The organism is Niallia sp. Marseille-Q9988 (assembly GCF_976954375.1).
This window is the reverse complement of sequence record NZ_CDRJSZ010000006.1, coordinates 64704-87456: the sequence shown is the minus strand read 5'-3', so window position 1 is coordinate 87456 and position 22753 is coordinate 64704. Positions and strand designations below refer to the sequence as shown.

Here is a 22753-nt window from a genome sequence, read left to right as displayed (position 1 = left end):
TATTAAAAAAGCTATTTTAAATATATTCATTCGTCTTTTCTGTAGAAAAACTCCCCTCCCGTCTAATCCATTCGACGAAAGGGAAGATCTTCTATTACCACTTTTAATGTTCTTAGGCTTATTTCGATTTATTAATCGATAAATTCAAATTCATACTCCATTATTTTTACTGTATCGCCATCTTTTGCACCACGTTGACGCAATGCTTCATCAATACCCATTCCGCGCATTTGGCGAGAGAATCTACGAACAGACTCATCACGGGAGAAATCTGTCATCTTAAAGAGTTTTTCAATTCCTTCACCAGATAGGACAAAGCTTCCATCTGGATCTCTTGTAATATAGAATTGTCTCTCATCGACTTCATGCTTGTACACAACACGGTGAATCCCTGCTTCTTCTTCCACTTCTTCTAATGGGAATTCTGATGTATTCTCTAATTTATCAGCAATAGCAAAAAGGAGTTCACGTAAACCAGATCTTGTTATCGCTGAAATAGGGAATATCGGATAGTCATCTTGCAGTTTCTCTCTAAACGCTTGTAAGTTTTCTTCTGCATCTGGCATATCCATTTTATTGGCAACAATAATTTGCGGTCTTTCTAATAAACGCATATTGTATTCTTGAAGCTCGTTATTAATTGTAACATAGTCTTCATATGGATCCCTGCCTTCTGTAGCAGCCATATCAATGACATGGACAATAACTCTTGTCCGTTCAATATGACGAAGGAATTGATGGCCTAATCCAACACCAGAGTGTGCTCCTTCAATCAGTCCTGGCAAATCTGCCATTACAAAGCTTCTGTTATCTTCTGTTTCCACCATTCCTAAATTAGGCGCAATCGTTGTAAAATGATAATCTGCAATTTTCGGTTTGGCTGCAGATACCACGGAAAGTAATGTAGATTTACCTACACTAGGAAAACCGACTAAACCAACATCTGCTAATACTTTTAACTCCAGTATAATATCTCTTTCTTGACCTGGCTCGCCATTTTCCGATAATTCAGGAGCTGGGTTAGATGGGCTTGCAAAGCGGGAGTTCCCTCTTCCCCCACGACCGCCTCGTGCAATAATTGCTTGTTGCCCATGTTCTGTTAAATCAGCGATCACTTCTTTCGTATTTGCATCTGATACGATTGTACCAGGTGGAACCTTTACAATCATATCCTTAGAATTACGCCCATGCTGATTTTTAGACATTCCATGCTCGCCACGCGGTGCCTTAAAATGACGTTGATAGCGGAAATCCATTAATGTCCGTAAACCTTCTTCCACTTCAAATACTACATTTGCTCCTTTACCGCCATCTCCACCAGCAGGTCCACCTTTAGGGACAAATTTTTCTCGGCGAAAGGCCACCATTCCATTTCCGCCGTCTCCGCCCTTCACATAAATCTTAACCTGATCCACAAACATAAATTCATTTCCTCCTATTAAGAAAAACATATGCAGCTTGCATGTTTAGTATAGAACATGAGAATATCTTATGATTTATTTTACTTGTAAAGCTTTAGGATATCCTATTTTCGAACTTACAGGCATTTACAGCTACTATTTTTCTATAACTCACAATTTTTCTTTTAAGTAATTTGACCGAATCTAATTGATTTTAGTCAACGAGTTCTTCTTATTATTTACCTGTTTTCTCTCTAATCATCCAGACTTCAAATACCAGCTCTTTATCACTAATTTCTATATTTTCCACCGCCAATTGTTTGGAAAACGGTTGTTGAAGAAATGGAATTATTGACTCTGCATTTAATAGTTGGCCGTTAAAATCAACATACAACCGAAGCCCTTCCACCATGGAATGAATGGAAATGAATAAGTGATTGTCTGCAAAAGGTTTACTATGCTGATTTAATGTCTGAAAAAACAAGGTTATCCATGGAGTAAGCGTTTCGTCTTCTGTTAATTGACATTTTTCTTCTGCCAACACTTCATATTCCAACCTAAAATAATAATTTTCCCAGTTTGCTATTAATAACTTTGTAGCAAATTGCGGTATATTAAGATTAGATAACTTAGCTTCTTGTTTTGTCTCTGTAATAATCTCATTTATTATTTCTTTTACTCGCTCTGGTTTATTTAAATCCAAATTCCCTTTAATTAATTGAATTTTATTTAGCCAATCATGGCGAACATGTCTTAAAAAATCTATCGTATTCCAGTCTTTATTCATTCTTGTACTCCTAAAAAGGTTATTAAGTCTTAGAAGACTGCTTTTAGTAAGTATAACAAAAAATGAATCATCTATGAACAAAAACGATAACTCGCTAAGCCTTGACGATTAACATTCGACTGATTTTAAAGTTTTTAATCGATGGGAATAGGAAGAAGCATACAACTCCTAGATATATAAAAACTCTAAACAGTAATTATAAAGAGAGCTATTTTGAATTAATTTGATAAAGAAATGTTGAAAACGAAGTGTATTAAGGCTGTGGTAACAACAAACTATACATAAGAGCCAAACTTTATCCTTTGTTAGCATACGAAAAAGCAATTGATTCCTCTCTCTATTTTTCAACACTTAGACAAAAAGCCCCTCCTGCTTTTTGTCTAAGTGTTGAAATCCTCCACAACTTATCTCTTGTATCAACATTCATTTTAGTTCAAGAAATCAATCCCTTAACAAACAGATAGGCTGACCCTATACGAGCCAGCCTATCTAATCATTAACTTATGCTTCTTGTGCTACTGGGTATACGCTAACTTGTTTGCGATCACGACCAAGACGCTCAAACTTAACGATTCCGTCAACTTTTGCGAATAGTGTATCATCGCCACCACGACCAACGTTTACTCCTGGATAGATTTTTGTACCGCGTTGACGGTAAAGAATGCTTCCACCAGTTACTAATTGACCATCTGCACGTTTAGCTCCTAAACGTTTAGAAATGGAGTCACGTCCGTTTTTAGTAGAACCTACCCCTTTTTTAGATGCAAAAAACTGAAGATCTAATCTTAACATTTCGTTCCACCTCCTATTTAATTATAAGTGATAGTTACGTATTTTCCATAGTCTCTTTCAATTGTTTCTAATGAAACAACCATTCCTTCTAAAAGAAGTTGAATTTTTTCTCTTGTTTCTTCCGGAATATTCTCAGGAATTGTACAAGAGATAAAACCTCCATCTTTTCCTTGCTTAATAATAGGTGTAATACCAGTAAGGGAAATAACGGCATTAATGCTTCCAAATGAAACAGCCGATACTCCTGCACATACTATATCATTCCCACTATTTGCAAAAAGGGCATGACCGCTAATGGTAAACGAATGAATGAGACCATCGTTTGATTTGTCAATCGTTACTTCAATCATACAAATTCAACCTTAAGCGTTAATCTTTTCGATAACAACTTTAGTGTAAGGTTGACGATGACCTTGCTTTTTATGATAATTTTTCTTCGCTTTGTATTTGAAAACGATGATTTTCTTTTGACGGCCTTGTTTTTCAACTTTAGCTGTAACAGTAGCTCCTTCAACAACTGGGCTTCCTACTTTTACATTTTCTCCGCCAACGAAAAGAACTTTATCAAAAGTAACCGTGTCACCAGCTTCACCGTTTAATTTCTCGATGTAGATAGCTTGACCTTCTTCAACTTTGATTTGTTTTCCACCTGTTTCAATAATTGCGTACATTAAACTGCACCTCCTTAATAGACTAAGACTCGCCAATGACAGGCGTTTTGCTAAAGCAAAAGCTTCATTACCTGCTATGCGCGGTTGTAGAGCACGGGTGCTACAAACAACATTAAAATACTAACATGTTTACATGATACTGTCAATCATATTCTAATTAATCCCTGTTGAGTATTCATTTAACCATTCGGATAAAGTAGTCTGGCTTTGGAAATGGAGCTGCTTCTATCTTAATTGTAATACCTAATGCTTCTTCTAGCCGCTTTTTATGAACATTTCCTTCACCACTAAATATCTTAGTCACTTCTTCCGTTGCTTGTATCTCTACAAGAGCTATATCTTTATTTCGATATTCCCAGAGCTCTCTTTCTAGTTGAAATGCCATACTTTCAGCACTCTTTACAACGCCTGTACCTTCACAAGTCATACACTTGCTCTGTACCGTTTCAGATAAAGATTTCATGGTCTTTTTTCGCGTTAATTGTAATATCCCAAGCTCTGTAAATCCTACTACTCTTGATTGCCTATTATCCCTTTTTAATTCCTTAAGCATACTATCAATAATCTGCTTTTCTTCCGTTTTTCTCATGTCTATAAAATCAATTAAAATAATCCCAGAAATATCTCTTAGGGCAATTTGTCTTGCTACTTCTTTTGCAGCAAGCATATTTGTCTGAAAAACGGTTTGTTCTAGCTGATGCTTTCCTTCATATTTGCCTGTATTTACATCTATAATCGTCGCTGCCTCCGCCTGATCAATAATCAAATATGCACCATTGCTTAGCCAAACAACTCTTTTTAATGCTTTCTCTATTTCGGTATCAAGCTGATAATGTGTGAAAATATCCTCGTTTCCTTGATGGAAGGAAAATATTAAATGGGGAAATAATTCTTGCCAATGCTTCCTCTCTTCTAACCTATCGACTATCACTTCTCCCTCTTTCATTTGTTTAAACAGATAGAGTAGCTGTTTGTTAAACTCATTAGTCTCCTGTAAAAGCATGACTCTTTTCTGCATAGCTTTCTTTTCCAAGTCGCAATATTGCCGACGTAAAATTTCCAGTTCCTCTATTAGGTCCGCTTCCGAACAATTTGCTGCTGAAGTACGAAAAATTAGCCCTTCCTTCTCTGACTTGATGGTATCTCCAAAGCTTCTCAAATTTACTTGAGCAGCTTTGGAGTTTATTTTTTTAGATACAGCAACATATCGGCCATAAGGCATATATACTAGATTATCACCAGATATCTCAATAATGCCCGTTATTTTTGCTCCTTTGGGTCCTGCAGCATCTTTTATTACTTGAACTAGTACTCGTTCCCCTTGTTTAATATAAGAGGATACACTCTTCTTTTTTTTCTCTTCTAAAGTTCCCTCATCTCGAACAAAGGAAATCATTTTTTCTCTCGGTAAATACGCACCTTTTCCTTCTCCAATTTCAACAAATGCTGCATTCATCCCTGGAATCACCTTTGTCACTTGTCCTAAATAAATATTGCCAACAGTCGTTTTATATTGAGGCTGCTGGACATAAATTTTCTCTATCTTTCCATTTATCAGATAAGCAAATCTATTTTCTCTTGTTCTCATATTGACGATTACTTGGTTCAACATCATACATCCTCTTTTTATGGTTATCTTACTATTTTAGCTTAGATGAAATGTTTTAGTAAACTCATACATCTATTTAATGATGCTAACTTCCTTTCCGCTCAAATTTCGTTTACCTAAACACACTTATTAAAACAGAAACATCTGTAAACATTCTTTTTTATGTATACCTATAAAACAGCGATTATATCCTTTACCCTAGCAGTCACATTCTTTTCTTTAAAATAGACGTATAATAGCTCATTTTCATCCAGCATCGTATTATCCCCACTCTTTGCCTTTACAATAATCGGATGCTTACACCCTCTGTGAAATCGTTCTAAAACGTCCAACAGATGATCCTCTTCCTGAACTTCTAACGGCAGTAATTTTCGAAATTCATTTGTTTTTCCATAGTAACGTTCGAGTAAAAATCGCATAAATAAGAATCTTCTTTGTTTCCATTCATAAAAAATAGAAAAAAGTAAGAAACTTATGATAATCCAAGCATTTATATTTGTTGGCATCTTAATTAGGACTGTTATTAGAAAGATAAAAACCCCGAAAATGGAAAAATAAAGCGTCCATTTATGCGACTTAGGAAAGGAATTTTTTAAGGAAAATAAAAGAAACATTAGCTTACCGCCATCAAGCGGCCAGATGGGAAGTAAATTAAAGAAAAATATCATGATATTATATTGGGTGAATGTTTGATATAAGGAATCAGTAAGAATCTCTCCTTGCCATAAAAGAAAGCCTAGCCCTACTAGCCAAATATGCTGGATAGGTCCAGAAATAATGACAATTGCCTCCTCTAGCAATGGTCGATTTCCATGTTCATCCATTTCCGCCACTCCTCCAAATGGCAATAAAGATATTCTCTTTATTCTCCATGAAAAAAAAGCAGCAGCAAATGCATGACCTAATTCATGGATAAGGATGATCATAAACAATAAGCATAATTCATAAAAATGGGCAGTCATTACACCGATAGCAATGACAACCCATAATAGTGGATGAATATGGAGGCACTTAAAAACACCAAGGAACCTATTCAATTTCGATCACCTGTAAAGGATCGATAAAATCATCATTTTTCTTTATTGCAAAAAAGAATAAACCTAGTGCTTCATCTCCTTCATACCTTGAGGCACTTCCTACTTTTGTTCCTTTGTTAATATTTTCGTATAACTTTACATCCACTTCTTCTAAGTTTCCATACCATGATTCACTTTGGTCACTATGCTTAATGACAACTGTTTTCCCAAACCCTTCTTTCTCTCCTATAAAGGTTATTTGTCCTTCATTAAAAGATTGCACCGTTGTATCTGTTCCTGTTTCTATTGCGATTCTTTGTCCATTTTTCTCAAATTCCTCTAATACTTTACCAGATGCAGATAATGCATATTGCTGTAATTGCTCTGTATCTTGTACCTGTTCTTTTTGCTCTGGTAGAAATGCTAATGGTTTTCCAAATTTATCTTCATACCAATCTGTTACAACCATAAAGTTAAATTCCTGCGACATCACCTGTTTAAGCGAATTCTCTACTTTCGCAAGTTTTGCAGATGGATGATCTACAATGATTGCAACAGCAAGAAAAAGAACGGCTGCTCCTAGGATTTTTAACATGAATAAATCTTTCCGAAATAATGGATGTATCTTTGTTGGATAATTTTCCTCTTTACTTGTAAAAAGGTAGTCTTGGCCCTCCTCTTCATCTGACCATAACACTCGACTATCGATATTTTTTTCTATCCTCGCCCGTTCTTTTCTTCTTTTTTCAATTTTTTTTCTAACATCATCGTTTCTTGACCCCATTTACTCCTCTCCCCTACATACTTGTCCTTTTAATCCTATATTTATGTAACGATGAAACAAAGTATGCCTTTAATCAGGGTGTATGCATTACGAAAAGATAAGGAACTAATCCTCCTAATCTTAAAGTAAATAGGAAGGGTACAGAAAGCCCTGTAAAGCTGTAGAATGATTCTTCCGAACCAATATCTACGGCTTTACAGGGCTAATTTAAAAACAGAGCATATAGTCTAAGGGCTATAAGATTAAATCTTCCTTCATTATCCAATTAAAATAGATAAGAGCTTTATTCTCCGTAATCTTTGCTTACTTCTAATACGTCCTATTTTATGTACGTATGCCAGCAAAAAATCGACTAACCTAGTAGCTTTCCTATCTAGCACCAAAGAATGTCTTAATCTTTGCAAAGACACCTTTTGATTCTTCTTCCAAGTGTTGCAAGGGAACCGTTTCTCCTAAAATTCTTCTAGCAATATTGCGATAAGCAATGGCAGATTTACTATTTGGATTTAAAGCGATTGGCTCCCCATTGTTAGAAGCTCTGATGACAGCATCGTCATCTGCAACAATACCTAATAGATCAATGGACAGATGGCTTGTTACTTCATCAATATCTAGCATGTCCCCATTTTTCACCATATGATTTCTAATTCTATTAATAACAAGCATTGGTGGTTCCATTTGTTCTTCTTTTTCTAGTAATCCAATTACCCTATCTGCATCTCGTACAGAGGATACTTCAGGAGTAGTAACCACGATAGCTTTATCCGCACCAGCCACTGCATTTTGATATCCTTGTTCAATTCCTGCAGGGCAATCAATGATGACATAATCATAATCCTGCTTTAGGCGAAGAACTAACTCTCTCATTTGATTTGGTCGAACAGCTGTTTTATCACTCGTTTGTGCAGCAGGTAATAAATATAACAAATCATCAAATCTTTTATCTTTAACAAGTGCTTGATGAATTTTACATCTTTCTTCTACCACATCTACTAAATCATAAATGATTCGATTTTCTAATCCCATTACGACATCAAGATTTCGTAAGCCAATATCTGTATCTACTAAACAGACTTTTTTTCCTTGTAATGCAAGTGCTGTTCCAATGTTTGCAGAAGTGGTCGTCTTTCCAACTCCACCTTTACCTGATGTTATAACAATTGCCTCTCCCATCTTAATATCCTCCTTCCAATTTCACCAAATTTGGTCTTAAATGTGGTAATACTTGTAATCTATCTATCTTAATTACACTATTATTCACATATGCACATTCCATTTCTCTCGTATTTTCAGAAGAGGCATCCTTTACCTCTCTCTCGATAAAATGGCTAATGCGAATTTGCGTCGGTTTCATAATAGAAGCAGCGATGACCGCATCATCATTTCCATTATATCCAGCATGAGCTATTCCTTTTAACTGGCCCATGATATAGATATTGCCCCCAGCAATAACTTTCCCACCTGGATTTACATCTCCGATTAGCAATAAATCACCAGGAACTTCTAGAATTTGACCTGACCGCACAATACTGGTAATCGATTTCACTTCATTTTGTCTTAGCCAAGTTTCCGCTTCTTTCTTTGTAACTAAATTACTATTAATAGATTGAACGGATAGATTTTGTTTTTCCTGAATTAAATGAACAATTTCTTCTTTTTGTTCATCTGTTACATATCTATTTCCAAGCTCTACTGTCACTTTTATATCTCGTTTTTCATTATGCAGACTCGAGCTTTCATTTAATTTAAACTGGAGTTCTCTTAATAACTCTTCATATGAACAATTATCATTCAGATGTAGGCCCAGTCCATTCTTCGTTCCTTTAATTGTTACTAGCTGCCTTTTTTTCATATCAAGTTGTTCACCTCTGTAAGAAAAGCGTAAGCGTCTCCTTTCATCCCGTAACCACTAAAATACATAAAATACTTCTGTTTATGCTATTGTACAAACAGGATATAGTTTTAACCACATTAGGCAAATGGACGCAAATGCTCGATATCGTAATACTTATAAATCTCACTTTGCATAAAAAAGCGCAATCATCCTAATCAAATAATGTAGTGTTATCAAACCTGAATAAATATGGTGCACACATATTCAAGCTCACCTTTTCATTTGATAGATGGTTGACACTTTAGCTAGAGCATTTACTCTTTTCATAAATGCGTTTTAACATACAAAAATATTTTCCCCTTACTTCTTGCCCTTTTAACAAGCGTCTTACCCAAATCCATACATAACATTAATTGTTAAGGACTTTAGAGCTCTATTCAATGGTTTCTAATTCCTATTTAATATCATTCGACAAACGTTTTTAAAATTCCTTTTCAAGCAAAATATATTTCTCAAAAATTCATAATATGGAAGCGCCTTTTCTCAAATATGATGAAGAAACAGGAAAGATCGGTAGCATTTGTTGACGTGCAATCCTAAAAAAGGAAGACTTAAAGGGTTGTCTGCTTGTGCTAAACACCGAATAGACTAAAGATAAGCTAAACTCTTTTTTAACCTTAAAGTGGAAGACAGTTCTTCAATCAAATAAATTTCAGATCGAGACACGAAATGTCCAACCTGAAATTTATTTCACTTCTAACTATATCATTCTTTTAGCTCTGCTGCATACTTCTCGAATAAACGTTTATATGGATATGCGACAATTACGATAAAAATAAGATTCAGCCCAAGAGAGGGAAAAAGTCTTAAATGAAGGAAGTTCGCAAAATCTATTGTTGTAAGATTTATAACTTTTATCACTTGATAAACAATTATTTCTAGCGCCGAGACAGCAAGCAAGCACATCACGGAAACAACCACAATATTGCTATGAAAAATTTTCATCAATTTATTAAAAATATAGATGATAAAAGGGAAAGCAAAAAAATAGATACCTAAAATTTCTGTATAAACAATATCAAAAAGTAATCCAAAAACAAAACCATAGATCACACCAACATTTCTATTTCCATAAACAGAAAAGAATAGAATGGTAATGAGGAGAAAATACGGAACGAATATCAAATTCCCTCCAAAAAGGTCTGTCGGTAATAATTCCAGAAAAACACTCTCTAATATAAACATAAATGAGATTAAGCAACCAATTAAAACTTTTCTCATTGTTCATCCTCTTCAGGGGATAAAGCTTCCCTATCTACTACCATTACATGCTCAATATCATAGAAATCCGCAGCTGGTTTAATGAACACTTTTTTCTGCAGACCATTTTCATCAGGCTCTACTTTTTCTACTGTTCCAATTGCTAAGTCTTTCGGAAAGACTCCACCCATTCCTGATGTCGTAACAAGCTGTCCTTTTTCCACTTTTAATCCGTTCGGGACTTCTTCCCATGTCATAATCAATTGCTTCGTCTCTTTATCATAATCAGCAATAATGCCAAAAACATCTGTTTTATCTTTATTCTCTTCCTCATCTTTTGGCTGAATAAAAGCTGAGATTCGATTAGCCGGATCTTCAGAGCTCAATAGTTGCACAGTAGCAGTATTTGGAGCGACTGATTTTATTTTCCCTATTAATCCAGCAGAAGTAATAACAGCCATATTTTTCTCAACGCCATCATTTTCCCCTCGATTAATGGTAACTAGCTCCGTCCATTGCGATGGATTTCTGCGAATTACCGTTGCTTTCATTAGGGTATAATCGCTTAATGATTCTTTTTCTTCTAATGTTTCTTGCAATGCTTGGACATCTTTTTTGAGACCTTGAACCTGGTATTTAAGCTGAGCATTTTCCTCTAGCTTCGCCTTTAATTCCTTATTCTCTTCGTATGTATCCTTTAATGCTTTGACATTATCAACAAAACCCACCACAAAATGGGCAGGTCTGGAAACAAGGGTTTGAACCCAGCCGGTTGTATCTTTTACGAATTGCTCCGGCCAGGTTAATTTATTTCGGTCACTCAAAGAAAACCCTATTAATGCCACGAGAATAATGATGCTAACAAGCAAAATAATCAGGCGTTTATTCATAAAAAACTGTGGCATGCTTATACACCTCGAGTAAAATTATCGTGAATCTTTTGCTTTATTTTTAAATAAATGAATATGGTCTAAAGCTTTACCAGTTCCGATAGCAACACAATCCAATGGATCTTCTGCTATGACAACAGGCATACTCGTTTCTTCACTGATAATTTTATCAAGATTTCGAAGCAATGCTCCACCACCTGTTAAAACAATTCCGCGATCCATAATATCTGCTGCTAATTCTGGCGGTGTTTTTTCTAATGTTACTTTCACTGCATCTACAATCGCCGTGACTGTATCTTTTAATGCTTTAGCAATTTCATCTGCAGTAATTTTGATTGTTTTTGGTAGTCCTGTTAATAAATCTCTACCACGAATATCCATGTTTTCAATTTGGTCTGGATTTCCAGCACTTCCAATTTCCATTTTAATGCTTTCAGAAGTTCTTTCCCCAATCATTAAGTTATACGTTTTACGAATATAATTAACGATTGCATCATCCATTTCATCACCAGCAATTCGAATCGATTGGCTAGTAACAATACCACCAAGAGAAATAATGGCTACTTCTGTTGTACCACCACCGATATCCACTACCATGCTTCCTGTTGGCTCCCATACTGGAAGATTCGCCCCAATTGCAGCAGCAAATGGCTCTTCAATTGTATAAGCATCTCTTGCACCCGCTTGACGCGTTGCATCGATTACAGCTCTCTCTTCAACGGCTGTAATTCCTGAGGGTACACAAACCATTACATAAGGTTTGCCTGAGAAATAGCCCTTATTTTTAATCGCTTGCTTAATATAATATTTCATCATTGTTGCAGTTGTTTCATAATCAGCAATTACCCCGTCTTTCATAGGACGCAATGCAACAACATTCCCAGGCGTTCTACCGATCATATTCTTCGCATCGTTACCAACTGCTACAATACTCTTTGTATCTGTTTGTAGTGCAACTACAGAAGGCTCTCTTACTACAATTCCTTTTCCTTTTACATAAACTAGCGTGTTCGCTGTTCCTAAATCAATTCCAAGATCTCTTGTTCCAAAACCTAACATAAATGTATCTCCCTTTCTGAAACTAATGCAATATTATAAAGTAGGTAGATATTCTCCTCTTTGTAATTATCTTCTAATTGTTACATATCTATATTTTGTCATGATTAGACAGAAATAGCCAAAAAATCATAAAATATATTATAGCTTATATCTTCAAAAAAGAACAGCATCATACGTAGCCTTTTTCTTTTAAGCTGATAAATTTATTTTCCCCAATTATGATATGATCTAGCAAATCAATTCCAATAATTTTCCCGCATTCGACTAACCTTTTTGTAACTTCAATATCTTCTCTGCTTGGCGAAGGATCACCAGAGGGATGATTATGAAGACAGATAATCGATGCTGCAGATCTTCTAAATGCTTCCTTATATACTTCCCGGGGATGGACAATACTCGCATTTAAACTTCCAATAAAAACAACTTGCTTATGCATTACTTGGTTTTTAGTGTTTAAATATAAACAAACGAAATGTTCTTGCGTTAAAAATCTCATTTCATTCATCATATATTTGGCAGCATCTTCTGGAGAACGAATACAATATCTATCTGTGAATTCTAAATTGGAAACACGTCTACCTAACTCGATTGCTGCCATCAGTTGTATAGCTTTTGCTGTACCGATTCCTTTTATCGCTTTTAACTCATCAAGACTTGCATCCTTCAGTAAACGAAGTCCATCAAAATGGATTAAAAGCTTATTAGCTAATGTTAGGACAGATTCGTTTTTGGAACCTGTTTGAATCAATAAGGCGATTAATTCATGATTAGCCAAGCTCTCTGGTCCCTGTTTGATAAAACGTTCTCTCGGTCGTTCATCATCTGGAAAATCTCTTATTAACATAGAATCCATTTTTATTTGTTCCTCCCTTATCTGTCGATTTTGGGAAGAATAGAATAAGGGACCATTGATTTTAATGAGGCATACTGAAGCCTTTTGCTTTTAATTCGCGTACTGTTCGAGAAATCGGAAGACCAACTACGGTGAAATAATCTCCTTTAATTTCTTTCACTAGTATTCTGCCTACTCCTTGAATTCCATACGCACCTGCTTTATCAAATGGTTCCCCGGTGTCTAAGTAATCGTGTATTTCTTCATCTATTAATTCCCAAAATAACACGTCCGTTTTTTCATAGAATGTAGAGCATATTCCATTTGCCATAATAGCGACACCAGTATATACAGAATGCGTTTTTCCTGAAAGCTGACTCAGCATTTGAGATGCTTCTTCCCTTGTACGAGGCTTTCCTAGTATGACACCATCTAGACATACTACCGTATCGGCACCTAGTATAAATGATTCTTTGTCATTAGAATAAACTGCTTCGACTTTTTTTCTCGCTAAATACATAACAATTTCTTCTGGGGCAAGAGTAGGATCAAAGCTTTCATCTACGTTACTACTGGATATAACAATTGGTATTTGGAGTTCTTCAAGGAGCTCTTTTCGTCGAGGAGAAGAAGAGGCCAATATGAGGGTTTGCTTTAACATTATTACACCTACCTACTTTTCAAATTGAGAGATACAAATTAATCCTATCAAAGAATGACAGGATACACAATTTTGAAACGTAATTTTTTATCGAATAGTAAATGAAATGTAATATGCCGAAATTTGTAGAAATATTCCCATAATTATTTTGATATAATAAATGCTGTTTTAATTGCTATACTATTACTTTGTTCTCTACCATTGATAGTACATCTAATAAGCATTCTCCTCTTGAAAAAACAAAAAAGGAGCGCTTCGTTAATAACGTTTTTCGCTCCCTACTAATATTCTACTGAAAAAATCATAGCGCGACATATGTGGCTAAGTAATCTAACAATTGCTGTTGAACTGCCTCTATTTCTTTTTGACTACTATTTGTTGTTAAATTCATTGCAAGCTCGCCACCCTTCGCTAGGTGTGTTGCCATGGTTTGAATTTTTTCATTTGTAATAGCAGAGACATTCTTCTCATCCACTATCGCAAGCTCCTCCTCCAACTTACTTCTATCATCCTCAGAAATTGCTTTATCAAATTGAGCACTTGTTACGATTTGGAGAACAGAATAATAAATAGCTGACGACCCTTCAATAACAGCTTTCTCTTCCTTAGAGACATTATTTACTTCTTTCCCATTAAAAATCATCTCTTTTGCATAGGATCCTTCTACTTCCTTTTGCCAGATTTTCGCATCTTCTAAATTACTCGTAACCCCTAACAGAAGGAACTGTTTTTCTTCTAAAGGAATAATTTGGCTAACTGTCCCTTCTTCTGTTAATTTTTTTTGATCATTTTTTGCTCGCTCTTCATTAGAAAAAACATTCGCTTGAAGGACATATGTGCTAATATCTGCTTTTGTAGCACTTTCCGTAGCAGAAGAAGCTTGTCCATCATTATTTTGAGAAATATTGGCTGAAGCAGTTATATTCCCATTTGTCGTGCTAGTCTGATCACTACTTACCATGTTTAATAAAATAAACCCAAAGCTAGTTCCTAATATGACTGCAAAAAAGACGGCAAAGAAAATAGAAGCTACAATCTCCTTAGGCAAACTCTTTTTTTTGCCTTCTTTACTTTTAACACTCTTTGAAAAAGATGTTGGCTTGTCCTTTTTACTCAAAGGTGATTGAAAGCTAAACATGCTTTTCTCTTTATTTTTTGCTGGCATTTCCTCTGGTACAGGAAGAATCCAATCAAAGCTTTCTTCTAGCTCTGCTTCTTGTCCAGCTGCAGACTCTTCGCTAAAAACAGTATCTTCCTTTTTTTTATTATTTTGGTCCTTATGAAAAACAGAAGGTTCATTCCGTTCCATTGTTTCATCTGTATCCTTTTTTTGGAATGGACGGTCTTTTCCGTTGATTTTTATCGTTATCGTTTTGCGATTCTCCGGTTTTTCATTCACTCGTCCTACCCCCATTTTCATTTATTTTGTTTATCCTATCATATAAGCAAAAAAAAATAACAAGACTTTTGTCGTCTTGTTATAGAATGATTTCGTCAAATTATTTAATTATTCGCCATTAGTTAGCAAAAGGATTTATTTTATTGCCAGGTGACGGAACATCTAGTTTAGGCAAGCTTTCTTGTAAATCTACTAGTTCCGGCATATAGAAGACGGAAAAAGTAACATAAAATGTTACTAACTGATTTTCTTCATCTGAAACAGTCGTTTTTTCTTCTTCACCAGAGAAGTTTATATTTCTTACTAATACAATCCGCTCATTATTCTCCATTTCAGATATAAACTTTTCCAATCCAAAGTAGTCCTGTGCTTGTATTTCAAGAGTAGCAGTCATCTCTTTCATCCCAGAAGGCATTTCTATAGATGAAAGCTCCGTTTCCTCGGAATTCTCCTCTTTCGTCTCTTCCTCGGTTTCTAGGCTTGTGCTTGTATCAAATTGTTCTTGTAATATCCCGGTATTATCCGTAGAATCAACTTCTACCTCACCATCACTAAATACCATATTCTGTATCGTCGTTTCTGAAAGTAGCTCTGCTTTTTCGATATCGATTAACAGTTGATCTGTTAGCGGTTTTATCGGAACACTTTTTTGCAATTCAAATGTATTTTTTTCTCCAGATTCTTTCTTCTCTTGAATATTTGTTTCTATCACTGATAATAGCTGTTGCTCTGTCTCAATCTGATCATTTTTTTTATTATTTTCAACAATCTTAGGCTGTAAATAAAAGAAATACATTCCTGCTAAAAAACAGAATATAATCAGCATACTACTTATGGTAAACAATCTATGCCTATCAAGGTTCATGAATTAGAATCTCCTTGTTCCTTTTCTTGCTGATCCATTTGCTCCTCCTCTTTAATCGTTTCTTTATTTAGGAAGATTTGAAAAGAACCAATGTATCTTTGTACATCTTGCTCTGTAGAAAGAGCTCCTTCATCAACAGAAGTAGTAATGGTCGTTGTTGATAGTTTAGAGAGTGTAACATCAGTAATCCACGCTGAATCCATTAATCTCTTTAAATAATAGGCAGCTTCTCTAGTTGTATCAAATTGAGCCTCTAATTGAATTGTTCCATCTTCATTATAAAGAAAAGATAGAATAAACCCCCGCTCTGGTAGGTAGGAAGTTAACTCTCTTATTACTGGAACGGTTTTTAAAGGATAGTCCTCTGCCCAAATGACTGCTTTTTCTAATTCTGCTGCAGCATTTGAATTTTCATAGGTAGTAAGCAGCGTTTGAGATAATTCCACTTGTTCCTTCATTGTATTTACTTGTTTTGCCAATTCATCATTCTTTTTCTGAATGGATTGGCCAATAAACAGCATCACAATTATACTAAGCAGTGCCACCCCAGCAAAAATAAAAAGAATATAAACGGATTTTTTACTTCTTTTTTCTCTTTTTGGGAGTAAATTGATATCCACTAACATCTATTTCACCTCTTTTAAAGCTAATCCTAAAACAAGGTGAAAGCCACTTGGCAAAGATCGCTTAAATCCAGTTAATAGGCTATCTACTTCTGGCATAATAATAGGCAGCTCAAAACGAGTAGATAATTCTTCTTTCATGGTTGGTAGCATAGGGTGATCACCCGTCAAAATAATTTTCATCAATTGTTCTCTTCCTTGATGAATAGAATAACGATAAAAATCCATTAATCGGTTTACTTCTCGAAAAATATTATCATATTCAATCATAAGCTCCTCGATATCTCCTTGAAAGGAAAGCTCTGATTGCTGTGACCGATTTACTCGAATTTCCCAATCCTCGCGTATAAAGGTAAGCGGCAAAAAGTGGGCAAAAATCGGATATCCATGTTCAAAAATAGTTATATTCACATTTTCTAAATCCATATGTACAAATAACAGTCTCTCCTCTTCTGCAGCTGTATAAAGTCGTTCATATATACGGAAGGCTGCTAACGAGGAAATATCTGCAGCAACTGGATATAGCTTTGCTTCTGTTAGAGCATCCACATATTCCTGAACTAATTCTGCTTGTGCAGCAATGAATAAAACTTCCTTTTTTTCGTCTTCTTCTTTTAGAACAACCGTATCAAAGACCGGCTCTTCAAATGGGAGATGGATGGATGTGCCAATTTCTAAGTATAAATACTCTTTTAATTCATCTTCTTTTATATCTGCTGGAATGGATATTTTCCGAATAATAATTAGCGCATCAGGAACGACCATCTGAATGTCCCTTTTCTTTATTTTCCAAGTCTCCGCACATTCTTCTAAAATTAACTGCAAGCTTTCTTTATTGACCACTTTTCCATTTCTAATGACACCTTCTGCCAAAATCCTTTCCCCCCATTTGATTGGTTGAGGAGGATTAATTTGTTTCATTTCCATATATCGAATGGAATGATCATTAAAAATGAGCTGGACAGTTCTTTTGTTTCGAAACAATCCCATATGATATCTCCTTATATGTTAAGAAGTTGAAAGTAAAAATCTAGTAACTCCAATCCATAAAAATAGGCGATAAGCGTGCCTAAAACAATATATGGACCAAACGGAATTGGCTCCCTCTTCTTAAATTGCTTTAATAACATTCCAATTATACCAATTAAAGCACCAAATAAGGAAGCAAGGAAAAAAGCTAGTAAAACTAATTTCGGACCAAGGACAAAGCCAATGACTGCAAACAGTTTGATATCTCCGCCACCCATGCCGCCTTTACTAATAACGGCAAGGAATAACAATAAGAAAAAGCCAACAGCTGCCCCTGAAATAGAGAAAGCCCAAGAATTTTGGGGAATGAATATTTTTTCTATAATAAGGAGGATGGAAAATACAATCAATACCTTATCTGGAATGATCATATAAGCAAGATCGGACACCAATATAATCATAAGCAAGGAGATAAGTGTCCAGGCAACAAAAAGTTCATTTGACCATCCTAATTTAACTGGTGCCAAAATAAACAAAAGACCGGTTATCAATTCGACAATCGGGTAAATTGGGGAAATTGCAGTCTTACACTGACTGCATTTCCCCTTTTGAAAAATATAAGATAATACAGGTATTAATTCATACCAGCTTAAAGTATGTCCACATTTTGGACAGGCTGACCGCGGAGCAACAATCGACTGATTAACAGGGACTCTTAGACCGACTACGTTAAAGAAGGAGCCAAAGAGGAGTCCGTATAGGAAGATTAGGAATAGCATTATATACAACTTTTCCTTAATCAGCAGCTATTGATACTACTTTTTCCCTAGCTAATTCTGCTTCAGGGGTTTCATTTATTTTTCGCTCACTTCCAAATAATCTAGCCTTATAACTATATTTACCAGCTTCATCATTTGTTATTATTACATAAGAGAAATTCCCACCAGTAGTAGGGCTAGTAGTAGTTCCTTTTTCATAGCTTCCTCCATCAGGATCTTTCACTACATCTAAATAACCCTGTTCCTCTAAATAAGCCATGGTGATAATCTTCGAACCCGAACTCGGCAACAACCCAGTATCAGCCGATACAGCCAATTTAGCAGAATTAATCATTTGCTGTGCGTTTGCCACATGAGCATCTTTCTTTGTGTTGTCGATTATTTTCCCAACACTCGGAACAGCGATTGCTGCAATAATTCCAAGAATAACGACAACTGCTAATAGCTCAATTAACGTTAAACCTTTTTGATTTTTTATACGATTTATTATTTTTTTCATTTTTTATTGCCTCCCTAGTACTTTTTTACTATTCTAAGTAGTACTTTAGCAGATTCTCTTTTTAAAAGGAAGAATTATTTTTTTGGAATATTACATATTTTTCTTAGTAATTATCCACTTGGTTAAAAATTTCAAACATTGGTATCATCAGCGCGGAAACGATAACCCCAACAAGGCCAGCTAAAAGAACAATTAATAAAGGTTCCAAAATGGCTTTTAGCCGATCTGTACTAACTTCCACTTCTTTTTCATAAAAGTCAGCAACTTTCCCAAGCATGAGGTCTAAGGAGCCTGTCTCCTCCCCAATGGCAATCATTTGGGTAATAAGAGGGGGAAAGGCCCAGTGCTTTTTCATAGGCTCAATCAGCGACTGACCATTTTCCAATGCAGCATGGGATTTATTCACCACTTCTGCAATTACTTTATTTTCTACTACTGATTCAACAATGGTTAATGCTTGCAATATTGGAACAGAACTAGAAAATAACGAGCTTAGTGTACGTGTCATTTTTGCTAGTTCTGCCTTCTGTAGTAGCTTCCCAATAACCGGCATCCTTAATACCGCATAATCCAAATAATATTTAGACGTTTCATTATTTCGAAGCAGTATAAACACAATCGTAATTAGTATGACCACAAATGCAATTAACCACCAGTAAGATTGGACAAAAGCACTTGCATCTAGCACAAATTGGGTAATGAACGGCAATTTTCCGCCTAAACTAGCAAACATTCCAACAAAAATTGGCACAACATAAATTAACAAAAAGACGACAACAAAAATAGAAAGTAATCCAACAGCTGCCGGATAAGCAAGTGCAGAAATAATCTTTTGTTTTGTAAAATGCTGTCTTTCGTAATGGATAGCTAATCGTTCAAGTGTTTCATCCATATTACCACTCGCTTCTCCAGCTCGAACCATATTGATGAACATTGGCGAAAATACTCTCCTGTGCTTTTCTGCAGCATTAGACAGAGGATTTCCTTCCCTTAAATCCTCTTCCACTGCTTTTAAAACCTTTCGTAGTACTTTACTTGAGGTTTGCTCTGCAAGTATTCTTGTGGAATCGATAATGGAAATTCCTGCAGACAAAAGCGTTGCAAACTGTCGTAAATAAATGACCATATCCTGCAATTTCACAGGATTGCCAATGACAATATCCTTTGTAAAGAATGATTCTTTGACTTCCATTATTTCTGTAACTCGAATACCTTGTTCCCTTAGTGAAAATAATGCCTCACGCTTTGATGATGCATTAATGCTTCCCTCTCGTTTTCCTTGTATCGTTCTCCCGGTATACTTAAATCGAGCCATTAATTGACAACTCCTGTAAATATTGCGCAGCTAAATCTTGATGAATATGCCCAAATTGAACAAGCTCTTTAATGCTATTTTCTAATGTTACCATTCCTTGTGATTTGGATGTTTGCATAATATTCATGATTTGATGTATCTTCTCATTACGAATCAAATTAGCCACTGCTGAATTGTTTAGGAGAATCTCCAAAGCAACAACTCTGCCTCTTTTATTGGCTGTCGGGAAAAGGCGCTGAGACACAACCGAAACTAACACAGAAGCTAATTGAATTCTAATTTGTTGCTGTTGTTCTGGTGGAAACACATCAATTATTCGATTTATTGTTGCTGGTGCTCCAGAGGTGTGTAATGTTCCCAATACGAGATGACCCGTTTCCGCAGCAGTAATTGCAGTTTGAATCGTTTCTAAATCTCGCATTTCCCCTACTAAGATTACATCTGGATCTTGCCTTAATGCTGCACGCAGCCCATTTGCAAAATTATTTGTATCAAAGCCAACCTCTCGTTGGTCAATAATCGACATTCCATGTGAATGATAATATTCAATTGGATCTTCAAGAGTAATAATATGCTTATGGGATGTCTCATTTAAATACCGAATCATTGCTGCTAAAGTGGTCGATTTTCCGCTACCAGTAGGACCTGTTACAAGTACAAGACCTTGTTGTTTTTCCGCTATTTTACGTAGTATAGCTGGCATACCAAGCTGTTCAATCGTCGGAATGGCTGTTGGCACAATTCTCAAGGCAATGGATACTTGTCCACGCTGTTTAAAGATATTGACTCTGAAGCGAGAAAGACCCTTTATTTCATAGGAGAAATCTAATTCCCCTTTTTCTAAAAAAGTTTCCCATAACGTTTCAGGAGTAATTTCCTTTGCCATTCCTTCTGTTTCAGCTTTCACCAAGCTTTTTTCACCAATCCTTTTCAATTCTCCATTTATGCGGATAACAGGCGGTATCCCTACCGTTAAATGAACATCAGAAGCTCGATTTTCATAAGCAGTCTTCAAAATCTCATCTAATTTCTCTTTCAAGATATTCCCCTCTATTCAGGAAGAACGACTCTTAGTACTTCTTCCGTTGTTGTAATCCCTTGTTTCACTTTTAATAACCCATCATCAATTAAAAACACGGTTTTATCCTTTTCTGCTTGCTCTCTTACCTTTAGAAAAGATTCACCGTTCATGATCAATTTTCTTATCTCTTCATTCATAACTAGAACCTCATGAATCGCGATTCGGCCGCGATAACCTGTCATATTACAAGAAGAACAGCCTTTTCCGCGAACAATATGCTCGATAGACATACCTCTTCTTGCAAAAATCTCTATTTCTCTTTTGGTAGCCGCTTCTTCTCTTTTGCAATCTCGACATACTTTTCTTACTAATCGCTGTGCAACGATTCCATTTAAAGAAGATGCTACTAAGAATGGCTCTACTCCCATATCAATTAAGCGGGTAATCGTTCCTATAGAATCATTCGTATGAAGAGTACTGAGCACTAAATGACCAGTTAAGGAAGCGCGAATGGCCACTTCTACTGTATCCTTATCACGAATTTCTCCGACCATGATAATATTTGGATCCTGCCTTAAAATAGAACGCAAACCAACTGCAAAGTCCATGCCTGTATTTACATTTACTTGAATTTGATTAATCCCTTCCAATTGAAATTCTACTGGATCTTCAATGGTTAAAATATTGACTTCCTCATTATTCAACTGATTTAATGCTGCATATAAAGTGGATGATTTACCTGATCCTGTTGGACCTGTTATCAACACAATCCCATTCGGCTTCTTAAGCATTTTATTAAATAATTGGAGATTGTAGGGATGAAATCCAAGCTTTGTAATGTCATTTAAAGCACTCCCTAAGTCAAGTATCCGCATTACAATTTTTTCCCCATATACAGTCGGGATGGAGGAAATGCGCAAATCTACTGGGTGCAATTCCAGATTAAACTTAATTCTGCCGTCCTGTGGTAGACGATATTCGGTAATATCCAGATTAGCCAATATTTTTATCCGGGCAATCAAAACACTTTGCATATGCTTTGGCAAAATTCTTTCTGTGCGAAGAACTCCATCAATCCGATAACGAATCGTTACCTTTGTTTCATGGGGATCAATATGAATATCACTTGCTTTTGCATGAATAGCATTTGTTATTAGCTGATTGACTAGCCTAATAATGGGAGAATCTTGAACAACATCTAAATCAACTTCTTCCTCTTGTTCCACAGGAAAAAGCAATTCTTTAAACTCATCATCCACATCATAGTATTTATTAATGGCCCGAATAATATCATCTCTTGTTGCTATTGCCGGCTCAATTTGAAATCCAGTCGTTAGGCGAAGGTCGTCAATGGCAAAATAATCCATAGGATCCGCCATCGCAACAAAAAGTTTATCTCCCTCAATTTTTAAAGGAATAAGAATATTTCTTTTGGCTGTTTCCTTTGGTACGAGTGAAAAAAGATTTTGCTCAAAAGGATACCGATATAAACTAATATGAGGAATTCCAAGCTGAAATTCCAGCACTTCTATAAGCTGCTGTTCCGTGATTAATCCCTCTTTAAGTAACGCATCTCCAAGCTTTTGATTAGAACTTTTTCTAGCCAATGTCTCGTCTAATTGCTCTTGTGTTATCAGATTAGCCTCTATTAATAAATCCCCTAGTCGTTTACGAGTATTCTTCATTAT

General features: G+C 35.7%; 24 protein-coding genes and 1 other annotated feature. All 24 genes read right to left on the bottom strand.

The genetic code is table 11. The annotated features are described in order from the left end of the window. Positions 1-131: 131 nt before the first annotated feature. The 24 genes from obgE to ACWNMZ_RS12195 all read right to left on the bottom strand — a co-directional run bounded on the left by obgE (position 132) and on the right by ACWNMZ_RS12195 (position 22750). On the bottom strand, positions 132-1421 hold the full coding sequence (obgE, locus tag ACWNMZ_RS12310) for a GTPase ObgE (protein ID WP_284561807.1): 1290 nt from the start codon (positions 1419-1421) through the stop codon (positions 132-134). Between the two features lie 214 nt (positions 1422-1635). Then, on the bottom strand, positions 1636-2187 hold the full coding sequence (locus ACWNMZ_RS12305; protein WP_031540639.1) for a Spo0B C-terminal domain-containing protein: 552 nt from the start codon (positions 2185-2187) through the stop codon (positions 1636-1638). Positions 2188-2688: 501 nt separating this feature from the next. Further along, the gene (gene rpmA / locus ACWNMZ_RS12300) at positions 2689-2979 is read right to left on the bottom strand and encodes a 50S ribosomal protein L27 (protein ID WP_016201696.1); all 291 of its coding nucleotides are present in this window, start codon (positions 2977-2979) and stop codon (positions 2689-2691) included. 17 nt (positions 2980-2996) lie between these two features. Continuing rightward, on the bottom strand, positions 2997-3329 hold the full coding sequence (locus ACWNMZ_RS12295) for a ribosomal-processing cysteine protease Prp (RefSeq protein WP_031540640.1): 333 nt from the start codon (positions 3327-3329) through the stop codon (positions 2997-2999). A gap of 12 nt (positions 3330-3341) precedes the next feature. Continuing rightward, the gene (rplU, locus tag ACWNMZ_RS12290; protein ID WP_016201698.1) at positions 3342-3650 is read right to left on the bottom strand and encodes a 50S ribosomal protein L21; all 309 of its coding nucleotides are present in this window, start codon (positions 3648-3650) and stop codon (positions 3342-3344) included. Between the two features lie 15 nt (positions 3651-3665). Then, positions 3666-3746 (bottom strand) — a sequence feature (ribosomal protein L21 leader region). Between the two features lie 79 nt (positions 3747-3825). Beyond that, the gene (locus tag ACWNMZ_RS12285) at positions 3826-5262 is read right to left on the bottom strand and encodes an Rne/Rng family ribonuclease (RefSeq protein ID WP_284561808.1); all 1437 of its coding nucleotides are present in this window, start codon (positions 5260-5262) and stop codon (positions 3826-3828) included. Between the two features lie 167 nt (positions 5263-5429). After that, positions 5430-6296: a M50 family metallopeptidase gene (locus tag ACWNMZ_RS12280; RefSeq protein WP_031537103.1), complete on the bottom strand. Its 867-nt coding sequence runs from the start codon at positions 6294-6296 to the stop codon at positions 5430-5432. Continuing rightward, positions 6289-7059 (bottom strand): M23 family metallopeptidase, encoded by a 771-nt coding sequence (locus ACWNMZ_RS12275; protein WP_284561809.1) that lies wholly within the window; start codon positions 7057-7059, stop codon positions 6289-6291. The genes ACWNMZ_RS12280 and ACWNMZ_RS12275 overlap by 8 nt, the downstream gene beginning before the upstream one ends. A 369-nt stretch (positions 7060-7428) precedes the next feature. Then, positions 7429-8232 (bottom strand): septum site-determining protein MinD, encoded by an 804-nt coding sequence (gene minD / locus ACWNMZ_RS12270; protein ID WP_031537101.1) that lies wholly within the window; start codon positions 8230-8232, stop codon positions 7429-7431. A gap of 1 nt (position 8233) precedes the next feature. After that, on the bottom strand, positions 8234-8911 hold the full coding sequence (gene minC, locus ACWNMZ_RS12265) for a septum site-determining protein MinC (RefSeq protein ID WP_031537100.1): 678 nt from the start codon (positions 8909-8911) through the stop codon (positions 8234-8236). A gap of 747 nt (positions 8912-9658) precedes the next feature. Further along, positions 9659-10174: a rod shape-determining protein MreD gene (gene mreD / locus ACWNMZ_RS12260; RefSeq protein WP_031537099.1), complete on the bottom strand. Its 516-nt coding sequence runs from the start codon at positions 10172-10174 to the stop codon at positions 9659-9661. Continuing rightward, on the bottom strand, positions 10171-11058 hold the full coding sequence (gene mreC / locus ACWNMZ_RS12255) for a rod shape-determining protein MreC (RefSeq protein WP_031537098.1): 888 nt from the start codon (positions 11056-11058) through the stop codon (positions 10171-10173). The genes mreD and mreC overlap by 4 nt, the downstream gene beginning before the upstream one ends. 21 nt (positions 11059-11079) lie before the next feature. After that, complete coding sequence (locus tag ACWNMZ_RS12250) at positions 11080-12102, bottom strand: rod shape-determining protein (protein ID WP_031537097.1); 1023 nt, start codon at positions 12100-12102, stop codon at positions 11080-11082. 169 nt (positions 12103-12271) lie between these two features. Beyond that, the gene (gene radC / locus ACWNMZ_RS12245; protein WP_031537096.1) at positions 12272-12946 is read right to left on the bottom strand and encodes a RadC family protein; all 675 of its coding nucleotides are present in this window, start codon (positions 12944-12946) and stop codon (positions 12272-12274) included. A gap of 70 nt (positions 12947-13016) precedes the next feature. Further along, positions 13017-13595, bottom strand: coding sequence for a Maf family protein (locus ACWNMZ_RS12240; RefSeq protein WP_031537095.1), 579 nt, complete (start codon positions 13593-13595; stop codon positions 13017-13019). Between the two features lie 301 nt (positions 13596-13896). Continuing rightward, positions 13897-14994 (bottom strand): hypothetical protein, encoded by a 1098-nt coding sequence (locus tag ACWNMZ_RS12235; protein WP_284561810.1) that lies wholly within the window; start codon positions 14992-14994, stop codon positions 13897-13899. A gap of 118 nt (positions 14995-15112) precedes the next feature. Next, positions 15113-15859, bottom strand: coding sequence for a hypothetical protein (locus ACWNMZ_RS12230; protein ID WP_284561811.1), 747 nt, complete (start codon positions 15857-15859; stop codon positions 15113-15115). Then, positions 15856-16485 (bottom strand): hypothetical protein, encoded by a 630-nt coding sequence (locus ACWNMZ_RS12225; protein ID WP_284561812.1) that lies wholly within the window; start codon positions 16483-16485, stop codon positions 15856-15858. Before ACWNMZ_RS12225 ends, ACWNMZ_RS12230 begins: the two co-directional genes overlap by 4 nt. Next, on the bottom strand, positions 16486-17472 hold the full coding sequence (gene pilM / locus ACWNMZ_RS12220) for a type IV pilus biogenesis protein PilM (RefSeq protein WP_284561813.1): 987 nt from the start codon (positions 17470-17472) through the stop codon (positions 16486-16488). A gap of 11 nt (positions 17473-17483) precedes the next feature. Further along, positions 17484-18230: a prepilin peptidase gene (locus ACWNMZ_RS12215; protein ID WP_235247739.1), complete on the bottom strand. Its 747-nt coding sequence runs from the start codon at positions 18228-18230 to the stop codon at positions 17484-17486. A gap of 16 nt (positions 18231-18246) precedes the next feature. Beyond that, positions 18247-18729, bottom strand: a complete 483-nt coding sequence (locus ACWNMZ_RS12210) for a competence type IV pilus major pilin ComGC (RefSeq protein ID WP_284561814.1) — start codon at positions 18727-18729, stop codon at positions 18247-18249. A gap of 103 nt (positions 18730-18832) precedes the next feature. Further along, on the bottom strand, positions 18833-20044 hold the full coding sequence (locus ACWNMZ_RS12205; protein WP_284561815.1) for a type II secretion system F family protein: 1212 nt from the start codon (positions 20042-20044) through the stop codon (positions 18833-18835). Next, the gene (locus ACWNMZ_RS12200; protein ID WP_284561816.1) at positions 20031-21083 is read right to left on the bottom strand and encodes a type IV pilus twitching motility protein PilT; all 1053 of its coding nucleotides are present in this window, start codon (positions 21081-21083) and stop codon (positions 20031-20033) included. The genes ACWNMZ_RS12205 and ACWNMZ_RS12200 overlap by 14 nt, the downstream gene beginning before the upstream one ends. An 11-nt stretch (positions 21084-21094) precedes the next feature. Next, positions 21095-22750 (bottom strand): GspE/PulE family protein, encoded by a 1656-nt coding sequence (locus ACWNMZ_RS12195; RefSeq protein ID WP_031537085.1) that lies wholly within the window; start codon positions 22748-22750, stop codon positions 21095-21097. Positions 22751-22753 lie beyond the last annotated feature (3 nt).